Annotated in this window: 11 protein-coding genes; 5 read left to right on the forward strand and 6 right to left on the reverse strand. The window is 53.6% G+C overall.

The window, feature by feature from the left end; genetic code table 11:
- Positions 1 to 127 precede the first annotated feature (127 nt).
- From C5Y83_RS20330 to C5Y83_RS20345, 4 genes are all read left to right on the forward strand, one after another.
- Complete coding sequence (locus tag C5Y83_RS20330; protein ID WP_146117852.1) at positions 128 to 3,922, forward strand: S8 family serine peptidase; 3,795 nt, start codon at positions 128 to 130, stop codon at positions 3,920 to 3,922.
- Positions 3,923 to 4,090: 168 nt separating this feature from the next.
- Entirely contained in the window at positions 4,091 to 6,952 is a 2,862-nt protein-coding gene (locus tag C5Y83_RS20335) for a DUF1553 domain-containing protein (protein ID WP_105331576.1), read from the forward strand.
- Between the two features lie 38 nt (positions 6,953 to 6,990).
- Positions 6,991 to 8,445: a DUF1501 domain-containing protein gene (locus C5Y83_RS20340; protein ID WP_105331577.1), complete on the forward strand. Its 1,455-nt coding sequence runs from the start codon at positions 6,991 to 6,993 to the stop codon at positions 8,443 to 8,445.
- Between the two features lie 487 nt (positions 8,446 to 8,932).
- Positions 8,933 to 9,904 (forward strand): SPASM domain-containing protein, encoded by a 972-nt coding sequence (locus C5Y83_RS20345; RefSeq protein WP_105331578.1) that lies wholly within the window; start codon positions 8,933 to 8,935, stop codon positions 9,902 to 9,904.
- A 20-nt stretch (positions 9,905 to 9,924) separates the two neighbouring features.
- On the opposite strand, the gene C5Y83_RS20350 is transcribed toward C5Y83_RS20345, so the two are convergent.
- From C5Y83_RS20350 to C5Y83_RS20360, 3 genes are read right to left on the reverse strand one after another with little or no spacing between them, the layout of a single operon-like run.
- A complete protein-coding gene (locus C5Y83_RS20350; RefSeq protein WP_146117853.1) occupies positions 9,925 to 10,476 on the reverse strand; it encodes a hypothetical protein in 552 nt (183 codons plus the stop codon).
- Positions 10,477 to 10,505: 29 nt separating this feature from the next.
- Positions 10,506 to 11,363 (reverse strand): ThuA domain-containing protein, encoded by an 858-nt coding sequence (locus C5Y83_RS20355; RefSeq protein WP_105331580.1) that lies wholly within the window; start codon positions 11,361 to 11,363, stop codon positions 10,506 to 10,508.
- Positions 11,364 to 11,387: 24 nt separating this feature from the next.
- The gene (locus C5Y83_RS20360) at positions 11,388 to 12,932 is read right to left on the reverse strand and encodes a family 16 glycoside hydrolase (protein ID WP_105331581.1); all 1,545 of its coding nucleotides are present in this window, start codon (positions 12,930 to 12,932) and stop codon (positions 11,388 to 11,390) included.
- A gap of 208 nt (positions 12,933 to 13,140) precedes the next feature.
- Here C5Y83_RS20360 and C5Y83_RS20365 point away from each other — a divergent pair, with 208 nt between their 5' ends.
- On the forward strand, positions 13,141 to 13,689 hold the full coding sequence (locus C5Y83_RS20365; protein ID WP_105331582.1) for a phosphatidylglycerophosphatase and protein-tyrosine phosphatase 1 family protein: 549 nt from the start codon (positions 13,141 to 13,143) through the stop codon (positions 13,687 to 13,689).
- Between the two features lie 44 nt (positions 13,690 to 13,733).
- On the opposite strand, the gene C5Y83_RS20370 is transcribed toward C5Y83_RS20365, so the two are convergent.
- The 3 genes from C5Y83_RS20370 to C5Y83_RS20380 form a co-directional block, all read right to left on the reverse strand.
- Positions 13,734 to 14,087 carry a hypothetical protein gene (locus C5Y83_RS20370; RefSeq protein ID WP_105331583.1) on the reverse strand — a complete coding sequence of 118 codons (354 nt, stop codon included), beginning with the start codon at positions 14,085 to 14,087 and terminating at the stop codon, positions 13,734 to 13,736.
- A gap of 124 nt (positions 14,088 to 14,211) precedes the next feature.
- The gene (locus C5Y83_RS20375; RefSeq protein ID WP_105331584.1) at positions 14,212 to 14,574 is read right to left on the reverse strand and encodes a 4a-hydroxytetrahydrobiopterin dehydratase; all 363 of its coding nucleotides are present in this window, start codon (positions 14,572 to 14,574) and stop codon (positions 14,212 to 14,214) included.
- Positions 14,575 to 14,711: 137 nt separating this feature from the next.
- On the reverse strand, positions 14,712 to 16,460 hold the full coding sequence (locus C5Y83_RS20380) for a tetratricopeptide repeat protein (RefSeq protein WP_105331585.1): 1,749 nt from the start codon (positions 16,458 to 16,460) through the stop codon (positions 14,712 to 14,714).
- Positions 16,461 to 16,582: the final 122 nt, after the last annotated feature.

Raw genomic sequence — 16,582 nt, forward strand, 5'->3', positions numbered from 1 at the left:
TTCTACATTTGGGTGCTTCGCCCAGGTGTAGGTTACGACCTACAATAGAGGGTTTGCGTCGACTTTGCGGCCGCAGCGTTCCCGATACGAATTGATTCCTCGCGAACAGATCCAACCAAAGCCAGCCATGATCCGACTTGCCTCTGCGTTCCTTCTTGCCCTTACCTTCTGTGCACCATGTCTCGCCCAGGAGAAGTTTCCAGCGGCCGACCTTCTTCCCAAGAAGGAAATCGGCGCCACCAAATTTCTAGAGCAGCATCCAGAATTTGACGGTCGCGGTGTCGTTGTCGCCGTGTTCGATACCGGCTGCGATCCAGCTGCCCCTGGTCTTCAGGTTACATCGGATGGCAAACCGAAGATCATCGATATGATTGACGGTTCTGGCAGCGGCGACGTTCGTACTTCAACTGTTCGTAAGGCTGAAGAGGGCAAGCTGGAAGGGCTTACTGGACGAACCTTGACGATACCGAAGAAATGGAAGAACCCCAGTGGCGAGTATCACTTAGGAATGAAACCCGCCTACGAGCTTTTTCCTGGCGGAGCGATTCCGCGAGTGAAGTCGGAACGGCGTAAACCTTGGGACGAAGCAGTCCGCAGCAAGATCGAGGAATTCACCCGCGAAATTGCCAAGTTCGAGAAAGAGCATCCCAAGCCGAACGACGAGCAGAAGAAAGAAAAGAAAGAGCTCGATATTCGCCTGAAGGAATTGACCAAGCTGCAAGGTAGTTGGGACGACGCTGGTCCGATCTACGACTGCGTTGTGTTCAACGACGGCAAAGCTTGGCAGGCCGTGGTCGATACCGATGAAGATGGCGACCTGGCCGACGAAAAAGTGATGACGAACTACCGTGTGAAGCGACAATACGCCACCTTCGGCGAAGTCGATCTCGTGACCTTTGCGGTCAACATTTATGAAGAAGGCAATCTGCTGAGCATCGTGGTTGATGCTGGAACTCACGGAACGCATGTCGCCGGGATCATTGGCGCGAACTATCCTGACCGACCAGAATTGAATGGTGTGGCTCCCGGGGCTCAGATTGTGTCGGTCAAAATTGGCGACACGCGACTTGGTTCCAACTCGACTGGAACGGGCGAAGAACGTGGTCTGATTGCCGTTCTCGAGAATAAATGCGACCTGATCAACATGAGCTACGGTGGTGCTTCCCCTGAATGGAACACGGGTAGAACGGCTCGCCTTTACTCGGAAATCGTAAACCGCTATGGCGTGATCTTTGTATCCAGTGCCGGGAATAATGGTCCTGCATTGAGTACCGTGGGAAGTCCTGGTGGGACGACCTCGACGATTTTAGGTGTGGGCGCCTATATTCCACCAGCATTGGCCAGCACCGGCTACTCGGTGCGCGAGGAGCTCGCCGAACGCCCCTATACCTGGTCGAGTCGTGGTCCGACAATGGATGGCGACTTGGGCGTTGATATCAGTGCTCCAGGCGGGGCAGTTGCTCCCGTTTCACGCTGGTCTCTCTCTCCAGGCAAGCTGATGAACGGTACCTCGATGTCATCCCCGAATGCTTGTGGTGGTATCGCATTGGTCTTGAGTGGTCTTAAACAGGAGAAGATTCCCTATACGCCAGAAGCGGTGAAGCTGGCCGTTAAGAACTCGGCTCGCCCGCTAGAAAACGGGTCGGTGTTCGCTAACGGCGCCGGCCTGATTCAAGTGGGGGCTGCTTTTGATTGGCTGAAGGAATACGAAGAAAAAGTCGAACCGGAAGTTCGCTATGTCGTTACCGTTCCCAGCCTTCGAACCAAACGTGGTGTTTACTTCCGCGAACGAGATGATGCCACACGCGTCCATGAAGTAACGATCGATGTCGATCCGGTCTTCAACCAAGACGCAAAGTATGATCCTCGTGCCAATTATCAAGCGGAGTTTAATCTCAAGTGCGATGCGGACTGGGTGACGATTCCCTCAAGCTTCTTCGTCTATCATGGTGGGCGTAACTTCAAAATCGAGGTCGACCCACGTAAGCTCGATCCAGGCGTTCATTTCACGCAGGTCGAAGGCTACTACGCCAATCACCCTGAAATGGGACCACGATTCCGTGTCCCAATCACGGTAATCGTTCCTGAGTCGGATCATGCCAGCCAAGAATTCCATAAGACGCTTCGACTGGCCCCTGGCGAGATCGATCGTTCTTTTGTTGAAGTGCCGATCGGGGCCACGTGGGTGAACGTTCGTTTGAGAGCGACTGGGATTGAAGATACCAAACTGTTCATCTTTCACGCGATCCAGCGATTAGAGGATCAAGCCTACAGCAAACTCGAACAGCAAAACTTCCTGCCGCTTGAGCCAGGCGAACTACGTGAGATCAGCTTTCCTGTTGAGGAAGGCAAAACGATCGAAATGACGCTGGCGCAGTACTGGTCGACTCTCGGTGAAACGGAAGTCGAGATGGATGCCACCTTCTATGGCATTCTCCCCAGCCCAGGGGCCTTAGCGTGGGATGGTAACAATCCGATCCATCGCGTCGATGTGCAAACGGTGTTAGGCCCAATACAAATTCGCCCGAGTGCGAAGTTCGAGAAGCTTCGGAAGACGTTGCGACCAGCGAAGAGCGAGATTGTTCCGCTCGACCCACAACGCGACGAACTCCTGGAAAAGCAAATGATTTACGGTCTGACGTTGACTTATGAGTTGACTTTGTCCGAAGACGCCAAGGTCGCTCCTGAGCCTGTTACTTATGCCAACGGATTTGATTCCTATTCGGGTGGCGTTTACACGATTTACGATAAGAACAAACGTGTCGTGAACATGGGAGCAGGCGGTCGCGATACTTCGCTTGAGAAAGGTAAGTACACACTCACCTTCTTTTTCCGCCATGAAGACCGCGACGAACTGCTCAAGATCGAAGACATGCCGGTTTGGCTCGACTTCGACATCAGCCGCCCAGGTATTCGGACTTACGACAATTACGAAAATGCCTTCAATCGTCGTGGCGGGTTTGGCTCCGAGTGGCTTCGCCCTGGCGAATTGGTTCCCGTTTACCTTACTACGGATCCCAAGAGTATGCCTAAGATGGCCTCGCCTGGGGATTTGCTGCTGGGTGAAATTCAGTTCGGTGATCCCGATGCCAAGCTGAGCGGTGCTTCACGTCGCCCAAAAGGCTTCGCTCTCGAGTACATCGTGCCAGTGCCAGCCAGCGACAAGCCAGAACCATCTGGTGACAAGCCGAAAGGAGATAAGCCAACTCTGGAAGACAAATTGTTCGAGACCAAGCTGGCATTCCTTAAGACCTTGAAAGGCAAGGATCAGCAAGAGGAGTTCAATAAGTTGTTCGACGAGTTGAATGAAGCCAAGCCGGACAACGTCGAGGTCTTGCAGGTAAAGCTGAACAAACTGGACGAAAACGACCGGAAAGATCACCTGCCTGAGGTCGTCAAAGCTGCGGATACGGTCTTGAAGGCGATTCCAAAAGGGAAGGTTCGGATGTACTTCGCTCAAAGACGCGATCCGGAGACCGATGAAGAGAAAGAAAAAATGAAGGAAATGACCGAGCTGAAGGAAGCATTAATCGATACGCTTTACCGCAAAGCTCGGGCGATCGCCTACATGGATCTGCCGGAAGACGATCCGGAACATCCCGAGAACAAGGACATTCGCAAAGCTCCAAAGGACGAGGAGAAGCGAACCAAGCTGTTCGAGAAGGCGTTCGATCAACTGTCGAGTTGGGTCGATACAACCGAAAAGAAGTACGCATTGCTGCACCTGCGACGCTTGCGTCGGCACGGCCAGGAAGGTGAAGCGCTGCAGTTGATCAACAAAATGATTGCGGAAGATCCGACCAATCTGTTGCTCTATAAGAAACGATCCGACATCTACGGCGAGCTAGGCTGGAAATTCGCGGAAGAAAACGAAGAACAGTGGCGCCTTCTCCGCAAGCGGGACGAGTTTCTGCCAAACTAGGCTCGTCAGAAAAAAGAGTTGCAAATTGGGTGAATAAGTGCCCAATTTGCAACGATCTAGTGGCCCGAATGAGGATCGAATCTTGTACCATCGCCCGAATTGAGAAATAATGCGGAGAGGTTGAAAGCCTTTCATATTCCTTCCTGATTTCCCCTCCTGCGGTGATCTATGAGAACCCTTTGCCAAACGCTTTTGGCTATTGGTTGCCTCGCGCTGACGACGACAAACATCTCTGCGGCAGATGCGGAAATTGATTTCGGTCGCGACATTCGCCCGATTTTGTCTGGTAAGTGCTTCCATTGTCATGGGCCTGATCCAGAAACACGGGAGGGTGGTTTGCGCCTCGATGATGCTGAAGCAGCTTCGGCCGAGCTCGATAGCGGCGAGATCGCGATCGTTCCTGGTAAGCCCGACGAAAGTGAGTTGATCGCCCGAATCGTCACCGACGACGAGTCGATCCGCATGCCTCCGCCAGAGATCGGCAAATCTCTTTCGCCCGCCGAGCAGAAGCTTCTGAAAGACTGGATCGCGCAAGGGGCGAGATTTTCTCCGCACTGGTCATTCGTCAAACCAGCCAAGTCTGAGTTGCCCACGACCTCACAGCCAGATTGGGTAAACAAGCCGATCGATGCCTTTATTCTGAAGCGTCTCGATGAAGTCGGACTCACACCCGCTGAACAGGCCGATCGGTACACGCTCGCTCGCCGCGTTTCTTTCGCATTGACTGGCTTGCCCCTTACCGTCGAAGAAACCGACGCATTCGTGAACGACAAATCACCGGATGCCTATGAGAAAATGGTCGATCGCTTGCTGGCTAAGCCGACCTACGGCGAACGCTGGACACGCGTCTGGCTGGACATTGCCCGATACGCCGATTCGATGGGGTATGAAAAAGACAACCCGCGAACGATGTGGCCATATCGTGATTGGGTGATTCGTGCAATCAACGAGAACAAACCGTTCGACCAATTCAGTATCGAGCAACTGGCCGGTGACCTTCTGCCTGAGGCGAACGAACAGCAGATCATCGCTACGGCGTTCCATCGTAATACGATGACCAACACCGAAGGAGGAACCAACGACGAAGAGTTCCGCAATGCGGCCATCGTCGACCGGGTGAATACCACGGTGCAAGCTTGGATGGGGCTGACTATGGAATGTGCTCAGTGCCACACGCACAAGTACGATCCGATCACCAACCAGGAATACTTCGAGTTCTTCGCGATCTTCAATCAAACAGCCGATGCCGATCGCAACGACGAATCTCCGTTGCATCGCATGTTCACCGATGCCCAGTTGCAACAGCAGGAAAGCCTCAAGTCGCAAATCGAACAGGCGAAAGCTGACTTGCAGAAGATGTTAGAGAATTCGACTAACATTGCCCTTTCTGAGAACAAGCCGAACGTCGGCCGTTATGTACGGGTCGAACACATCGCCGATGGTGCCTATCTGCATATTGCTGAAGTGCAGGTTTTCTCGGGTGAAGAAAACGCAGCGATGAAGGGGAAAGCATCTCAGGTCAGCGTCGATTATGATGGCCCCGCTGCAAAGGCGATTGATGGCAACACCAACGGTGACTTCTTCGGCGGTATGAGTACGATTCATACGAAACAGGAGAAGAACCCGTGGTGGGAAGTCGACTTGGGGTCGACAATGACCATCGATAAGGTCGTCGTTTGGAATCGCACCGACGGGGACTTGTTCAATCGCATGAAGTCGTGCCGGGTCGTGATCCTCGACGAGAATCGCCAACCGGTTTGGGCCGGCCGGATGAACTCACCGTTTAATCCTAGTGCTGAGTTTATCCCACCGAAAACGGTTGATGGGATGGACGAGTCCGCCCGTGCGGAATTGGCAGCCTATCTGAAAGGCAACTCGCCTGCGATTGAGAAGCAGCGGAAGAAAGTTGCTGATCTGGAAAAGAAGCTGGAAAACGTCAAACCGATCACAATGCCGATCATGCAAGAGCTTCCTGAAGACAAGCATCGCAAGTCATTTATCCAGCTTCGAGGCAACTACCAGTCGCACGGCGAGGAAGTCCATGCCAGTGTGCTCGATAGCTTTCATGCCTTCCCGAACGATGCAAAGACCGATCGCCTTTCGATGGCCAAGTGGCTGGTCGATAAAGAGAACCCGCTGACTGCTCGCGTGGTGGTGAATCGACACTGGGAACAGTTGTTTGGCATGGGAATTGTCGAAACGAGCGAGGACTTCGGTTCGCAGGGGGAGTTGCCCACACACCCACAACTGTTGGATTACCTGGCAGTCGAATTAATGGAGCACGATTGGGATACGAAGTGGCTCGTTAAGGAAATCGTGATGAGCAACGCGTTTCGTCAGTCTGCTAAGACAACACCTAAGAAATTGGAAATCGACTCTCGCAATCAATTGGTTTCTCGCGGACCACGCGTGCGACTTTCGGCCGAGATGGTACGTGATCAGGCGTTGGCAGTAAGTGGCCTGTTGAGCGACAAAATGTATGGGCCCTCTGTGCGACCTCCGCGTCCGAATTTAGGACTGAAATCGGCGTTCGGTGGTTCGACTGACTGGGTCACGAGCCAAGGCGAAGATCGCTATCGTCGCGGCTTATACACCAACTGGCGACGCACGACGCCCTACCCGTCGATGACGACGTTCGACGCTCCGAGTCGCGAGGTATGTGTCATTCGCCGGATCACAACGAATACACCTCTGCAAGCTTTGGTTACTCTAAACGATCCTGTCTACATCGAAGCCGCTCAGGCGTTCGGTCGAAAAGTTTGGCAGCAGAAAGACCTTTCGGTTGAGGCGCAAGTGGAGTTCGCCGTTCGTCGCTGCTTGGGACGCCACCCCAGCGAAGCGGAAACGCAACGCTTGGTAGAACTGTTTCATACGGCCAAGTCGCGATACGCTGCCGTGCCGCAGGAAGCCCAGAAGATGGCGACCGACCCGATTGGTCCGTTGCCGGAAGGGGCATCCGCGGAAGAGCTGGCGGCTTGGACGTTAGTAGGAAATGTTCTGTTGAATTTGGACGAAGCCCTGAATCGCTAGTCGACGAGAAACCACATTAGTCGAAACGAGAATTGCTGATGGATCCCGTACAACGTTCGCTGCAGAACATTACGCGTCGATACTTCCTGTCGAAGTGCCAGGCCGGCATCGGCGGCTTCGCACTGAGCTCGCTGTTGGGCAACTCGAGTATGGCCAACGAAGCGACTTCCGCGACCGATGCTCTGTCGGCGACGCGGCCACACTTTCCAGCCAAGGCTAAGTCGGTCATCTATCTTCACATGACCGGTTCGCCGCCGAATCTTGATCTGTTCGACTACAAGCCTGAGTTGATCAAGCATAATGACCAGGATTGCCCCGCCGAGTTTCTCGAAGGACGAGAGTTCGCGTTCACGACCGGTACGCCCAAGCTGATGGGCACACCGCACAAGTTCCGCAAGGTCGGCAAGTCTGGCATGTGGATGTCGGATGCGTTAACGCACCTGGAAGATGTCGTCGACGATCTTTGCTTCGTCCATTCGATGAATACGGATCAGTTCAATCACGCGCCAGCGGAACTCTTGCTCTTCACCGGCTCGCCTCGTTTGGGGCGGCCCTCGATGGGATCGTGGGTCACTTACGGGCTCGGTTCGGAAAACGCAAACTTGCCTGGTTTCGTGGTGTTGGTCTCCAGTGGATCGAATCCGGCTGGTGGTAACAGCGACTGGGGCAGCGGGTTCTTGCCCTCGGTTTATCAAGGTGTGCAGTGCCGCTCGAAGGGGGATCCAGTTCTGTATCTGAATAACCCGCAAGGGATGGACAAATCGATGCGGCGGATGACGCTGGATGCCCTACATGATTTAAACGAGATGGAGCTTGAGCGAACGGGTAATCCTGAAACGGAAACTCGAATCTCGCAGTATGAGTTGGCCTTCCGCATGCAGATGGCTGCCCCAGAGGCCATGGATCTTGGGCAAGAAACACAGTCGATGCTTGATGCTTACGGCGCGAAGCCAGGCGAACCATGCTTTGCCAACAACTGCTTGCTCGCTCGCCGCTTAGTTGAGCGTGGCGTGCGTTTCGTTCAGTTGTTTGACTGGGGCTGGGACTTCCATGGAACAGGCAAGGGAACTGGGCTTGGCGAAGGTCTGGTCGAGAAGTGTGCGACCATGGATCGCCCTGTGACAACGCTTCTCAAAGACTTGAAGCAGCGTGGGTTGCTCGATGAAACACTCGTTGTATGGGGTGGGGAATTTGGTCGAACCCCGTTCCGCGAAGGTCGAACCGCTGGTAGCAAAATTCTCGGACGCGACCATTACCCGGATGTCTTCACCCTGTGGATGGCTGGTGGCGGAATTAAGCCAGGCTGTTCCTACGGTGCAAGTGACGAACTCGGGTTCAAAGTGGCCGAGGACAAAGTTCATATCCACGATCTTCAAGCCACGATTTTGCACTGCCTGGGCATGGATCACGAGCATCTTACTTATCACTTCGCCGGTCGCGACTTCCGATTGACCGATGTGCACGGTAACGTGGTGCACGACATCTTGGCGTAACAATCACTGCGTCCTTATCGCGTGAACCTGGTGGCGATTGCAACCGTTATTGCGATCGCCAATCTACAAGCATTGCTAGCACCCTCAGGCATCTTAGGGGGTGATTGATCTTGCTTCAAAACACAAAAGTCGGAATCATCGACGCCAAGCAGTCTGTAGAGTTTCTCAGATCGGCTACGTATTTGAGATTGAGGCGATTATTGCGTTGTGAATACCTCGACTTATCTGGCGAATATGCCTCTGGATTCACGCCTTGCCCTCGCCGCAATCTCAATCACTTGCTACCGAACCAGAAAGACTACAGGCTTTTAATCCCACCACGGCCCCGATCGCGTGAATCGTGATCGATCCGCCCATTCGTGCTGCGTTGCTTCTCTCTCCCACGCAACGGCGGACCGGCCAGATCGTTCGATATGGATTAATGACAACGTGGTTGGAGCGATGATCTTCGCTTGCTAACGCGCCTTTCAAGAAGTTCAGGAATTCGATGATTCGGTTGAAGTATGATCCCTGGATGTTGGCTTTGCAGATGGTCGATGCCAGCGGGACACGCAGAATCAGTTTGTCGCTCGACCGCTTGGCGGAAATTCTGGCGGAAGTGGGACGAGTCGAATCAGTGCGTACCGTTCAGGTTCGAGGCATCGAAGCCGATCCCGGCGAATTGGTTGACTTGGTACAACGCGGACGAATGATTGCCTTGGTTGGATTTCCGCACCGCGTGTTGCTGACCACCGGACTGGGGATGATGCGGCAAGAGGTTGAGGAGGTCTTTCGTGCGTTTACGTCGATCGAGTTCTCGTTGCCAGCATCTCTTCGCGAGAAGCTTGCTCCAACAAGTAGAGTCGATGTCAACTCGGTTGAAGAACATCTGGCCGAGTGGTTCCGAACGATCGAATACTTTGCCCGCGTGAAAAAGGCCTGGCAGATGTCCGCGGACTTAGTCGTTCGTCTTCCCAGTGAAAAGCTCTCAATCGATCTGTGCCAACGCTTGGATGCCCTTAGTTGGCGGTCGGCGTTTCGTGTTCAACGGGCCTGCGGTGCGGCTGCATTCTCTCTTGAAGAGCAGCAAGCTCAATATGGTATGAAGTTGTGTGAAGAACCGTACCGGGTGATGACCTTCAGCGCCGGAGGGCAACTCACCGGTTGCAGCGGTGATCAACGGCAACGCGTCTATTTCGGTGGTTTGGGCGAGGTTTCGCTGGAAGGTCTGTGGGAAGGAGCTGCCATGGAAGCTTGGCGGCTGAACCGAACAACCAATCAGTGCCAAGGGTGTGCTGGCCTGGGAACAACCACGCGGCGACCATCCCTAATCGGAATCTACGATTCCCTTGGGGAGCAAAACTTCCACGAGTTCCCACAACAACAATTACGTCGAATCGCGGAACAAACTGAGAGCAAGGCGAGCAACGGCCTTCGGGCGAAACGAGAGATCTTTCGCACCCCTCGGAAAGCCTCGTAATACAAGTCGCGATCGGTTTCCTATCTGCTGCCGAAGATTCGTGAGAACCAGCCCTGTTTCGGCGGGTGGAAGTGTAGCACTTCCCAAGGCTGAGGATCGTCGACAGGGAGATCCTCGTCGTAGCGAAAACCTCCCAAGGCCACGAATAGATTCACGGCGACATCGAAGATGAAGTCGACCTGATCGTCCGTTCCGATCAATGAATTTTGCTTCGCGAAGATTGATTGATAGCAATCGGGCAGCCCGCCGGTAGTTTCGATGTGGTCAGTGCCCTTGAACCCGCCTTCGTGCCACACCGACCAGGTTTCTTGCCCATCGACTAGTGCGGTTAGACTGCTATGCATGACCGTTTCGCTCACTTCAAGTCGGAAAACGGAGCCTCCGAGCGAGAGCGTATGTAAAATCCGATCGCTGAGAACGGGATCGTTGAGATAGAGGCCGTATGCCCCACTAGGAAGCCTGGCTCCGCAGACCGGGTCGTCGTCTGGGAAATCGACGAACTGACGCGATGGTGTGAGCGAGGCTTCGTGAAAGATGGTCTGGGGATCTTTGCCGAAAACGACGGCGTTCACAACATTGAATCCCATAAGTGGTGTCTGTCCTACTTGGCAGGCGTGGGAGCTTTGTCCTTGTCTGGATTCGGCTTGCTGAGGTCGATCTCTTTCGTACCGGTTCCTTCAAATCCTGGCTTGGTCGTTCCGTCTTCGTTCAGACCATCAACCGTCCACAGCACGCCACGGGCAACCAGTCCCAGCCAAGCGTCGTTGTTCATCGTCTCGTTGAAGTGGCCAAGCGAAGTGGAAAACGTCTTGGTTCCCTTGTACTGATTGGTCCAGACGACGGTGTGATCTTTCTTGGTATCAACACCGTAGGCTTTGGCCAACGGGGTCGAGTTGTCCCAGGTCTTTTCGATCTTATAGAGCTCGCCGTTGGCAACTTTCCAGTTCTGAGGAAAGCCTTGCATGATCGGATGATCACTTTCCAGCGTGATCACGTCTAAGGGGTGCTTCCCCTCATGGCTACGCGAGGTCATGCCGATCAGCTTGCGCCACTCGTCGGTTTCCGCATTGCGGTAACTATGCATCGAGCAGTGGACAAAGATAGCGGGGATTTTGTTTTCAGTGTGGGCATTCACAATGCCTTCGACGAATGCAACGTCGTCGACGTGGCCATAGCATTCGTTGTGTACGACCACGTCGTATGGCTTAATCCAATCGTGATTCTTGTAGACGGGAACTTGGACCGTGCGATCGCTTCCGGCCAGTTCGACATCCCACTCGATGTTGACTCGCTGACTGAGTCCTTCGGTGATGATCTTGATCTGGTTGGGATAGTCGTGGCAGCAGCCACCGGTAATCAGTAACCCTTTCAGCTTCGCTTTTTCCTGGGCACCAGCGACGCCAGCAGACGAGATCACACAAAGGGCGACAAGCAAAGTAGGTACGAATCGAAGAGACATGAGGGGAGGTTCCTTGGGGTGAGGTTATTTCTGAGCCGTTTCGCTGGCACTTGGGGCAGTTGGGCCATCGAGATCACCCAGCGAAAACTGAATGCCGTCAAGATAGAACTTCAAGATCTGCGGGTTCCAATAGATTTCCTCGCGATGCCCTAACGAGCTATAGAAGACGCGACCCTTGCCCCATCCGCGAACCCACGAAACCGCAAAGTCGCCGTCGGTACGATGGATTCCGCCTTTTTTCATGTTGGTGTTTTCAACATCCAAGGAAAGCAATACGTGCAATGCTTGACGCGAGTAAGGATCGCGGAATTGGTAGATTTCGTCGACGATGCTGAAGTTCTCGCCACCAAAAGCGGCCATCAACGGGTGATCGGGATCATCGACTTTGATACCGACGTTTTCGTGCCATGGGTGACCATGAAAGTAGCCACCAACCATCTTGCCGAACTCAGGCCACTTGTAGTTGGCATCGCTGGCAGCATGAAAACCGACCAAGCCTTTGCCGTTGCTCACGAAGTCGAGCAGGCTCTTCTTGAAAATCTGTTCGGCTTCTTCCTTGGTCATCTGCTTGCCGGCGGCGGCAAGCTTTTGAATGTCTTCGTCACGCGGCTTGATCCATTCGCCGGTCGTGTTGACCATGACCATCGAGTCGTACTGATTCAGCACTTCTGGCTGCAACATGGTCAGGTCGTTGGTGATGCGGGCGCTGTAAGCGCCCGTGTGTTCACCCAACATTTTGGTAGCCACAGCCCCGACCGGAATCGAGCTGTGACGAAAGCCGTCGTAGCGAATGAAGACCAGTACGTTCTCTGGCTTCTTCGGTTCGACGCGTGCTTTATCTGGCATGGCCTTCTCGAGCTTTTCCAACTGCTCAGGCGTGACCAGTTCGCGGATGTAGATATTGCGGAAGTAAAGCGTGTTGCCGTGGTTCTGAAGTTCGATCTGACCGGTGCGATAGATTGGCTTGTCGCGTTCCCAGTAGTTTTCCAAAACAACGTCGTCGACAACCAGCTTGCCGTTTAACTTTACCGTAACGCGATCGTCCACCATGCGGATGAAGAAGGTATTCCACTCACCGACGGCATTGTCCGCATTGGCAATGGGTTCGCTAGGGTTCTTTTGGTTGTTGTACAGCCCACCAGAACCGACACCCTTCGGGTTAGGCCCCTTGTTGGAAGGATCCCAGATCTGAACTTGCGGACTACCACGCAGATAGATACCGCTGTCGCCAGCTTCTTTGATCTTGAAGTCAACGTACATTTCGAAGTCGGCATAATCCTTCGCGGTACAGATGCTCTGACCTTTACCGTCGAACACCAGTACGCCATCTTCAACCGACCAGTGGGCGTTCATCGACTCGTCCGCTTTGGCTTGCTCTTCGGCGAGCTTTTCTTTGGACATCTCGGCTCGGGCTTTCGGATTGGCGACCAATCCTTTCCAGCCAGAAAGATCTTTACCATTGAACAGCGCTTTGAAGCCTTGCGGCGGCTGATTCAATTTGGGCTCTTCAGCAAACACGAAGGTGGACATGCTTAACAGCAGGCCGACACTACACACCAGACGCAACATTGATGCGTTCTCCTCAGGTAGTAATTCAGGTGGGAAGGGGACAATTGTTTGCCCGATGGGAGGGTTGGTCCGTTCAATTCGTTTAGTGAGGGTAGGACCAGAGACCGCCAACCATCATAATCGGTGCTGTGGGCGTTGGGAATCAATTGCCGTGGATCCCCGGGCGGAAACGTTCGATGGGTAAGGAATTCACCCGAAATAGTGGACTATGAAGCGTTTTTTGCAGCATTTGTACGCACGAGCGATTTATTGGCCGTCGTACTTCTATAACTGGACGATGATCCGTCGCCTGAAGTGGTGGCGGTGGTACGACGAAATCGACGAGCACGTTTTCGTGGGGGCGGTTCCTTCGCGCAAAATGGCCGAAGACTTGGCGGCCAGTGGGATCGCAGGGGTGATCAATACTTGCCAGGAATACGAAGGACCGCTCGACATCTACAAGCAGCATGGGATCGAGCAGTTGTACCTGCCGACGGTCGACTTCACGCCGCCAAGTGTCGAGGACATCGACGAAGGTGTGCAATTTATTGAAAAGTATGTTTCCGAAGGCAAAGACGTCTACGTGCACTGCAAAGCTGGACGTGCTCGGAGTGCCACGATTGTTCTGTGCTGGTTGATGAAAGCGAAGGGCATGACCCCAGAACAGGCCCAGGTTTACATGAAAGAGAAGCGTAAACAGGTGCTTTCTACGATCTACCGTCGCCCAGTGGTTCAAGCCTATTACCGAGGCCTGCAATCGGCCGCGAAGTCGTCATGAGCCACCAGGCTGAGGTGATAGGCACTTCTGCCTCGATGGTTGAGTTAAATCGCCCCGCCAGCCGCATTAGCGTGATGCATCGCATCGAGCACAGGGTGAATTAAAAACTGCGAGCAGTAAATGGTTACGGCGATCGGTAACACAATCGTCACGCCAAGTGTCAGGACGGTGACCAGAATCTTCGACCACAAGGCATACTTCGGACTCAGCCAGATCAGCGGCAGCCCGAGTGGTCCGAAAGTTAGAATCACCGTCCAGATCACGACGTGACTGCTAACGATAGCTCTAGCCGCCGGTGGCAAGCCTGCTTCGATGGTCACTGGAGCGGGAGGCGGGGAAGGGGAGGATACGGCCGGCAACTGGTGCGGCGAATCCAAGAGCTCGGTATGACCAGACATGATTCACCTTAGGGTGGTAAGAGTGCGCGCAACAGGACACTCAAGCCTAGGTCACCCACACCATATGGCAAATCGTGGATCGATCTTCGGATATAATCGCCCGATCTAGCGATCGATGTGGAACTTACGACTTCAACTCGACCGGCACGGCATCGATCTTAGCAGCAAGAATAAAGTCGTTTTCGCTCAATCCGCCGATCGCGTGCGTCCACAATTCAATCGAAACGTTGCGATATCCAGCGATGTGCAAGTCGGGATGATGGCCATCTTCTTCGGCGATTTCGGCAACCTTGTTGAAGAAGTTCATGCCGGCCATGAAGTTCTTCACGGTCCAGTCTTTTCGGATGCGTTGGCCATCGTGGGTCAGGTACCAGCCGTTCAGATTGACCAGTTGATCGGTCGCCTCGTTGAGGGTGCAAGGGTCAACACCTCCTTCGCATGGCTTGCATTTCTTCTGCGTTAGCTGCTCGGTTGTTTGAATGTCCATCGCAATCCGATCCTTTCATGAAAAAAGCCCTGACCTTGGGAGGCCAGGGCGATGAATGTGTTGGCGCGCCTCCTTGCTGCCATTCTTGCGAAACCGGACGAGCGAGGCAAACAGAAAGTCTCAACCCAAAGGCCGAACTATGAGACCGGTGCCATATCGGGAGCTGGTTCGGTCATCTTCGGTTCCGGCTTCTTTTCTTCAGCCTCTTTCTCGGCTGCTTTCAGCTGTTCCTTCACTTCGGAAGCAGGGCCGGCGATGGTATCCATCGTGCCACCTTCCTTCGTGTTTTGGATTTCCCGCCATGGCTGATTCTTTTCGTAGGCGGTCAGTTCTTTCTTCAAGTGGTCGCGAATCTCAGCTGACGACTCGTCGTCGCCCGCAAGCTTCACGGCTTCCTTCGACCATTTGCGAGCCGCCTCGAAATCCCCTTTCTCCGCATAAGCCGCTGCAAGCGTGCTGAGGATGTGAGGGGCTTGATAGTCCGTGTCTTCACATGCTTTCAACGCATATTCAACCGACTTCTCGCCGTTACGAACGTCATCCTTCGGTGAGGTCGCCATTACCCAAGCCAGGTTATTAAGTACACCGCTTTTTTGATCATCTTCCAGCTTCAAAGCGGCCTCGTAAGCTTCAACTGCTTCGGCATGCTTGCCATAAGAAAGCAAAGCATCCCCTTTGCCGTGCAAAGCACTGGCGTTGTCTGGCTGATCCTTAAGTATCGATTCGAAGATCTCGACTGCTTTACGAGGACGCTTGTCGAGTTGATAGAGGGAGCCGAGTTGCAGGCGAACGCTGATATTGCTTGAATCGCGAATCAGCAAGGCTTCGAAGTCTCGGATGGCTTCTTGAAAGTTGCCGGCCTGGGCATTGAGCGAGGCTCGCATCAGCAACGCTTGGGCGTTTCCGTTGTCGGCGGCTAATGCACGCTCGACGTCGCGAAGCGCCGCGACATAGTCTTCTTTCTCGACGTATAGACTGGCCCGCATCAGGAGCGCCGGGACCGAACGTGGTTGGCGAACCAGAACTTGATCGAGGTCTTCGATGCCTGCGTCAACGTCACCAGCCATGATCTTTAAGCGAGCACGAAGCAGGTAACCGACCGCTGCATTCGGATTGGCTTGAATGATCTTGTTGACTGTGTTTAGCGCCTCATCAAACTTGCCGATCTTGGCGAATGTTTCCGCATAGGCTTGCAAAGAGGTCAGATCACCAGGAGCCAGTTGTTCAGTGACCATCTTCAGATCCGCCAATGCTTCTTCGTACTCTTCTTCTTGAAGATGTAGAATGCCTCGAAGGCGATAAGCATCGACATTGTTCGGATCGGACTTGATCGCTTCGGTCAGGATCTCGACTTGCTTTTTGGGGTCCTGAGTGAATGCAAGCGATACGACCAATGCCTTGGCGTGATACTCGCCACTTTCTTCGAGCAGTTCGACAGCTTTATCGATACTCTTTTTGGCTTCTTCCTTGTTGCCGTCTGGAAGCATCAGCAGACGAGCTTTCAGGAAGTACAGCATCCCAACTTTGTCGTCGTATTTCAGACCCTTGTCGACTTCGGCGACAGCTTTGTCACGCAGGTCTTTCCAGTCTTTGCGTTGCTGGGCCTCTTCTAAGATTCCTTTGGCCATCGCATCGGCCCGTTGGTATCGTACGGAGGTGAGTAGCTGCTTGGCGAAGACTTGATCTTCTTGGTGCAGGCCTTTGTCCAGAGCCGACTCGCAAAGATCGGCCACCTTCCCCAAGTCTTCCATGCTTTCGGCATCGAGCTTGAGGTCGATCGCTTTATCGAGATCTGCCTGGCCGGCGTAATCTTGTGCGGTGAGGGGCAAAGTGGTGCAGAGACCGCAAACGACGGCGATCGCCAAAATAAGGGTGCGCCCAACCATGATGTTTTATCTAACTCCCTGAGAACATAACGTTAGCGGACTGGGGTAGAATGTTATTCTATGCGATTAGGTAGCCCTTGCCATGACGAGAATTCAGGGAATTTGTTTCGATCGCGTAGATT

The sequence above is a fragment of the Blastopirellula marina genome, from assembly GCF_002967765.1.
In the GTDB taxonomy this organism is placed as follows: Bacteria; Planctomycetota; Planctomycetia; order Pirellulales; family Pirellulaceae; genus Bremerella; species Bremerella marina_A.

What these genes read in the sequence shown, in the direction of transcription:
- C5Y83_RS20330 (WP_146117852.1), top strand. Translation starts at nt 128, where the DNA reads ATGATCCGACTTGCCTCTGCGTTCCTTCTTGCCCTTACCTTCTGTGCA.
- C5Y83_RS20335 (WP_105331576.1), top strand. Translation starts at nt 4,091, where the DNA reads ATGAGAACCCTTTGCCAAACGCTTTTGGCTATTGGTTGCCTCGCGCTG.
- C5Y83_RS20340 (WP_105331577.1), top strand. Translation starts at nt 6,991, where the DNA reads ATGGATCCCGTACAACGTTCGCTGCAGAACATTACGCGTCGATACTTC.
- C5Y83_RS20345 (WP_105331578.1), top strand. Translation starts at nt 8,933, where the DNA reads ATGATTCGGTTGAAGTATGATCCCTGGATGTTGGCTTTGCAGATGGTC.
- C5Y83_RS20355 (WP_105331580.1), bottom strand. Translation starts at nt 11,363, where the DNA reads ATGTCTCTTCGATTCGTACCTACTTTGCTTGTCGCCCTTTGTGTGATC.
- C5Y83_RS20360 (WP_105331581.1), bottom strand. Translation starts at nt 12,932, where the DNA reads ATGTTGCGTCTGGTGTGTAGTGTCGGCCTGCTGTTAAGCATGTCCACC.
- C5Y83_RS20365 (WP_105331582.1), top strand. Translation starts at nt 13,141, where the DNA reads ATGAAGCGTTTTTTGCAGCATTTGTACGCACGAGCGATTTATTGGCCG.
- C5Y83_RS20370 (WP_105331583.1), bottom strand. Translation starts at nt 14,087, where the DNA reads ATGTCTGGTCATACCGAGCTCTTGGATTCGCCGCACCAGTTGCCGGCC.
- C5Y83_RS20375 (WP_105331584.1), bottom strand. Translation starts at nt 14,574, where the DNA reads ATGGACATTCAAACAACCGAGCAGCTAACGCAGAAGAAATGCAAGCCA.
- C5Y83_RS20380 (WP_105331585.1), bottom strand. Translation starts at nt 16,460, where the DNA reads ATGGTTGGGCGCACCCTTATTTTGGCGATCGCCGTCGTTTGCGGTCTC.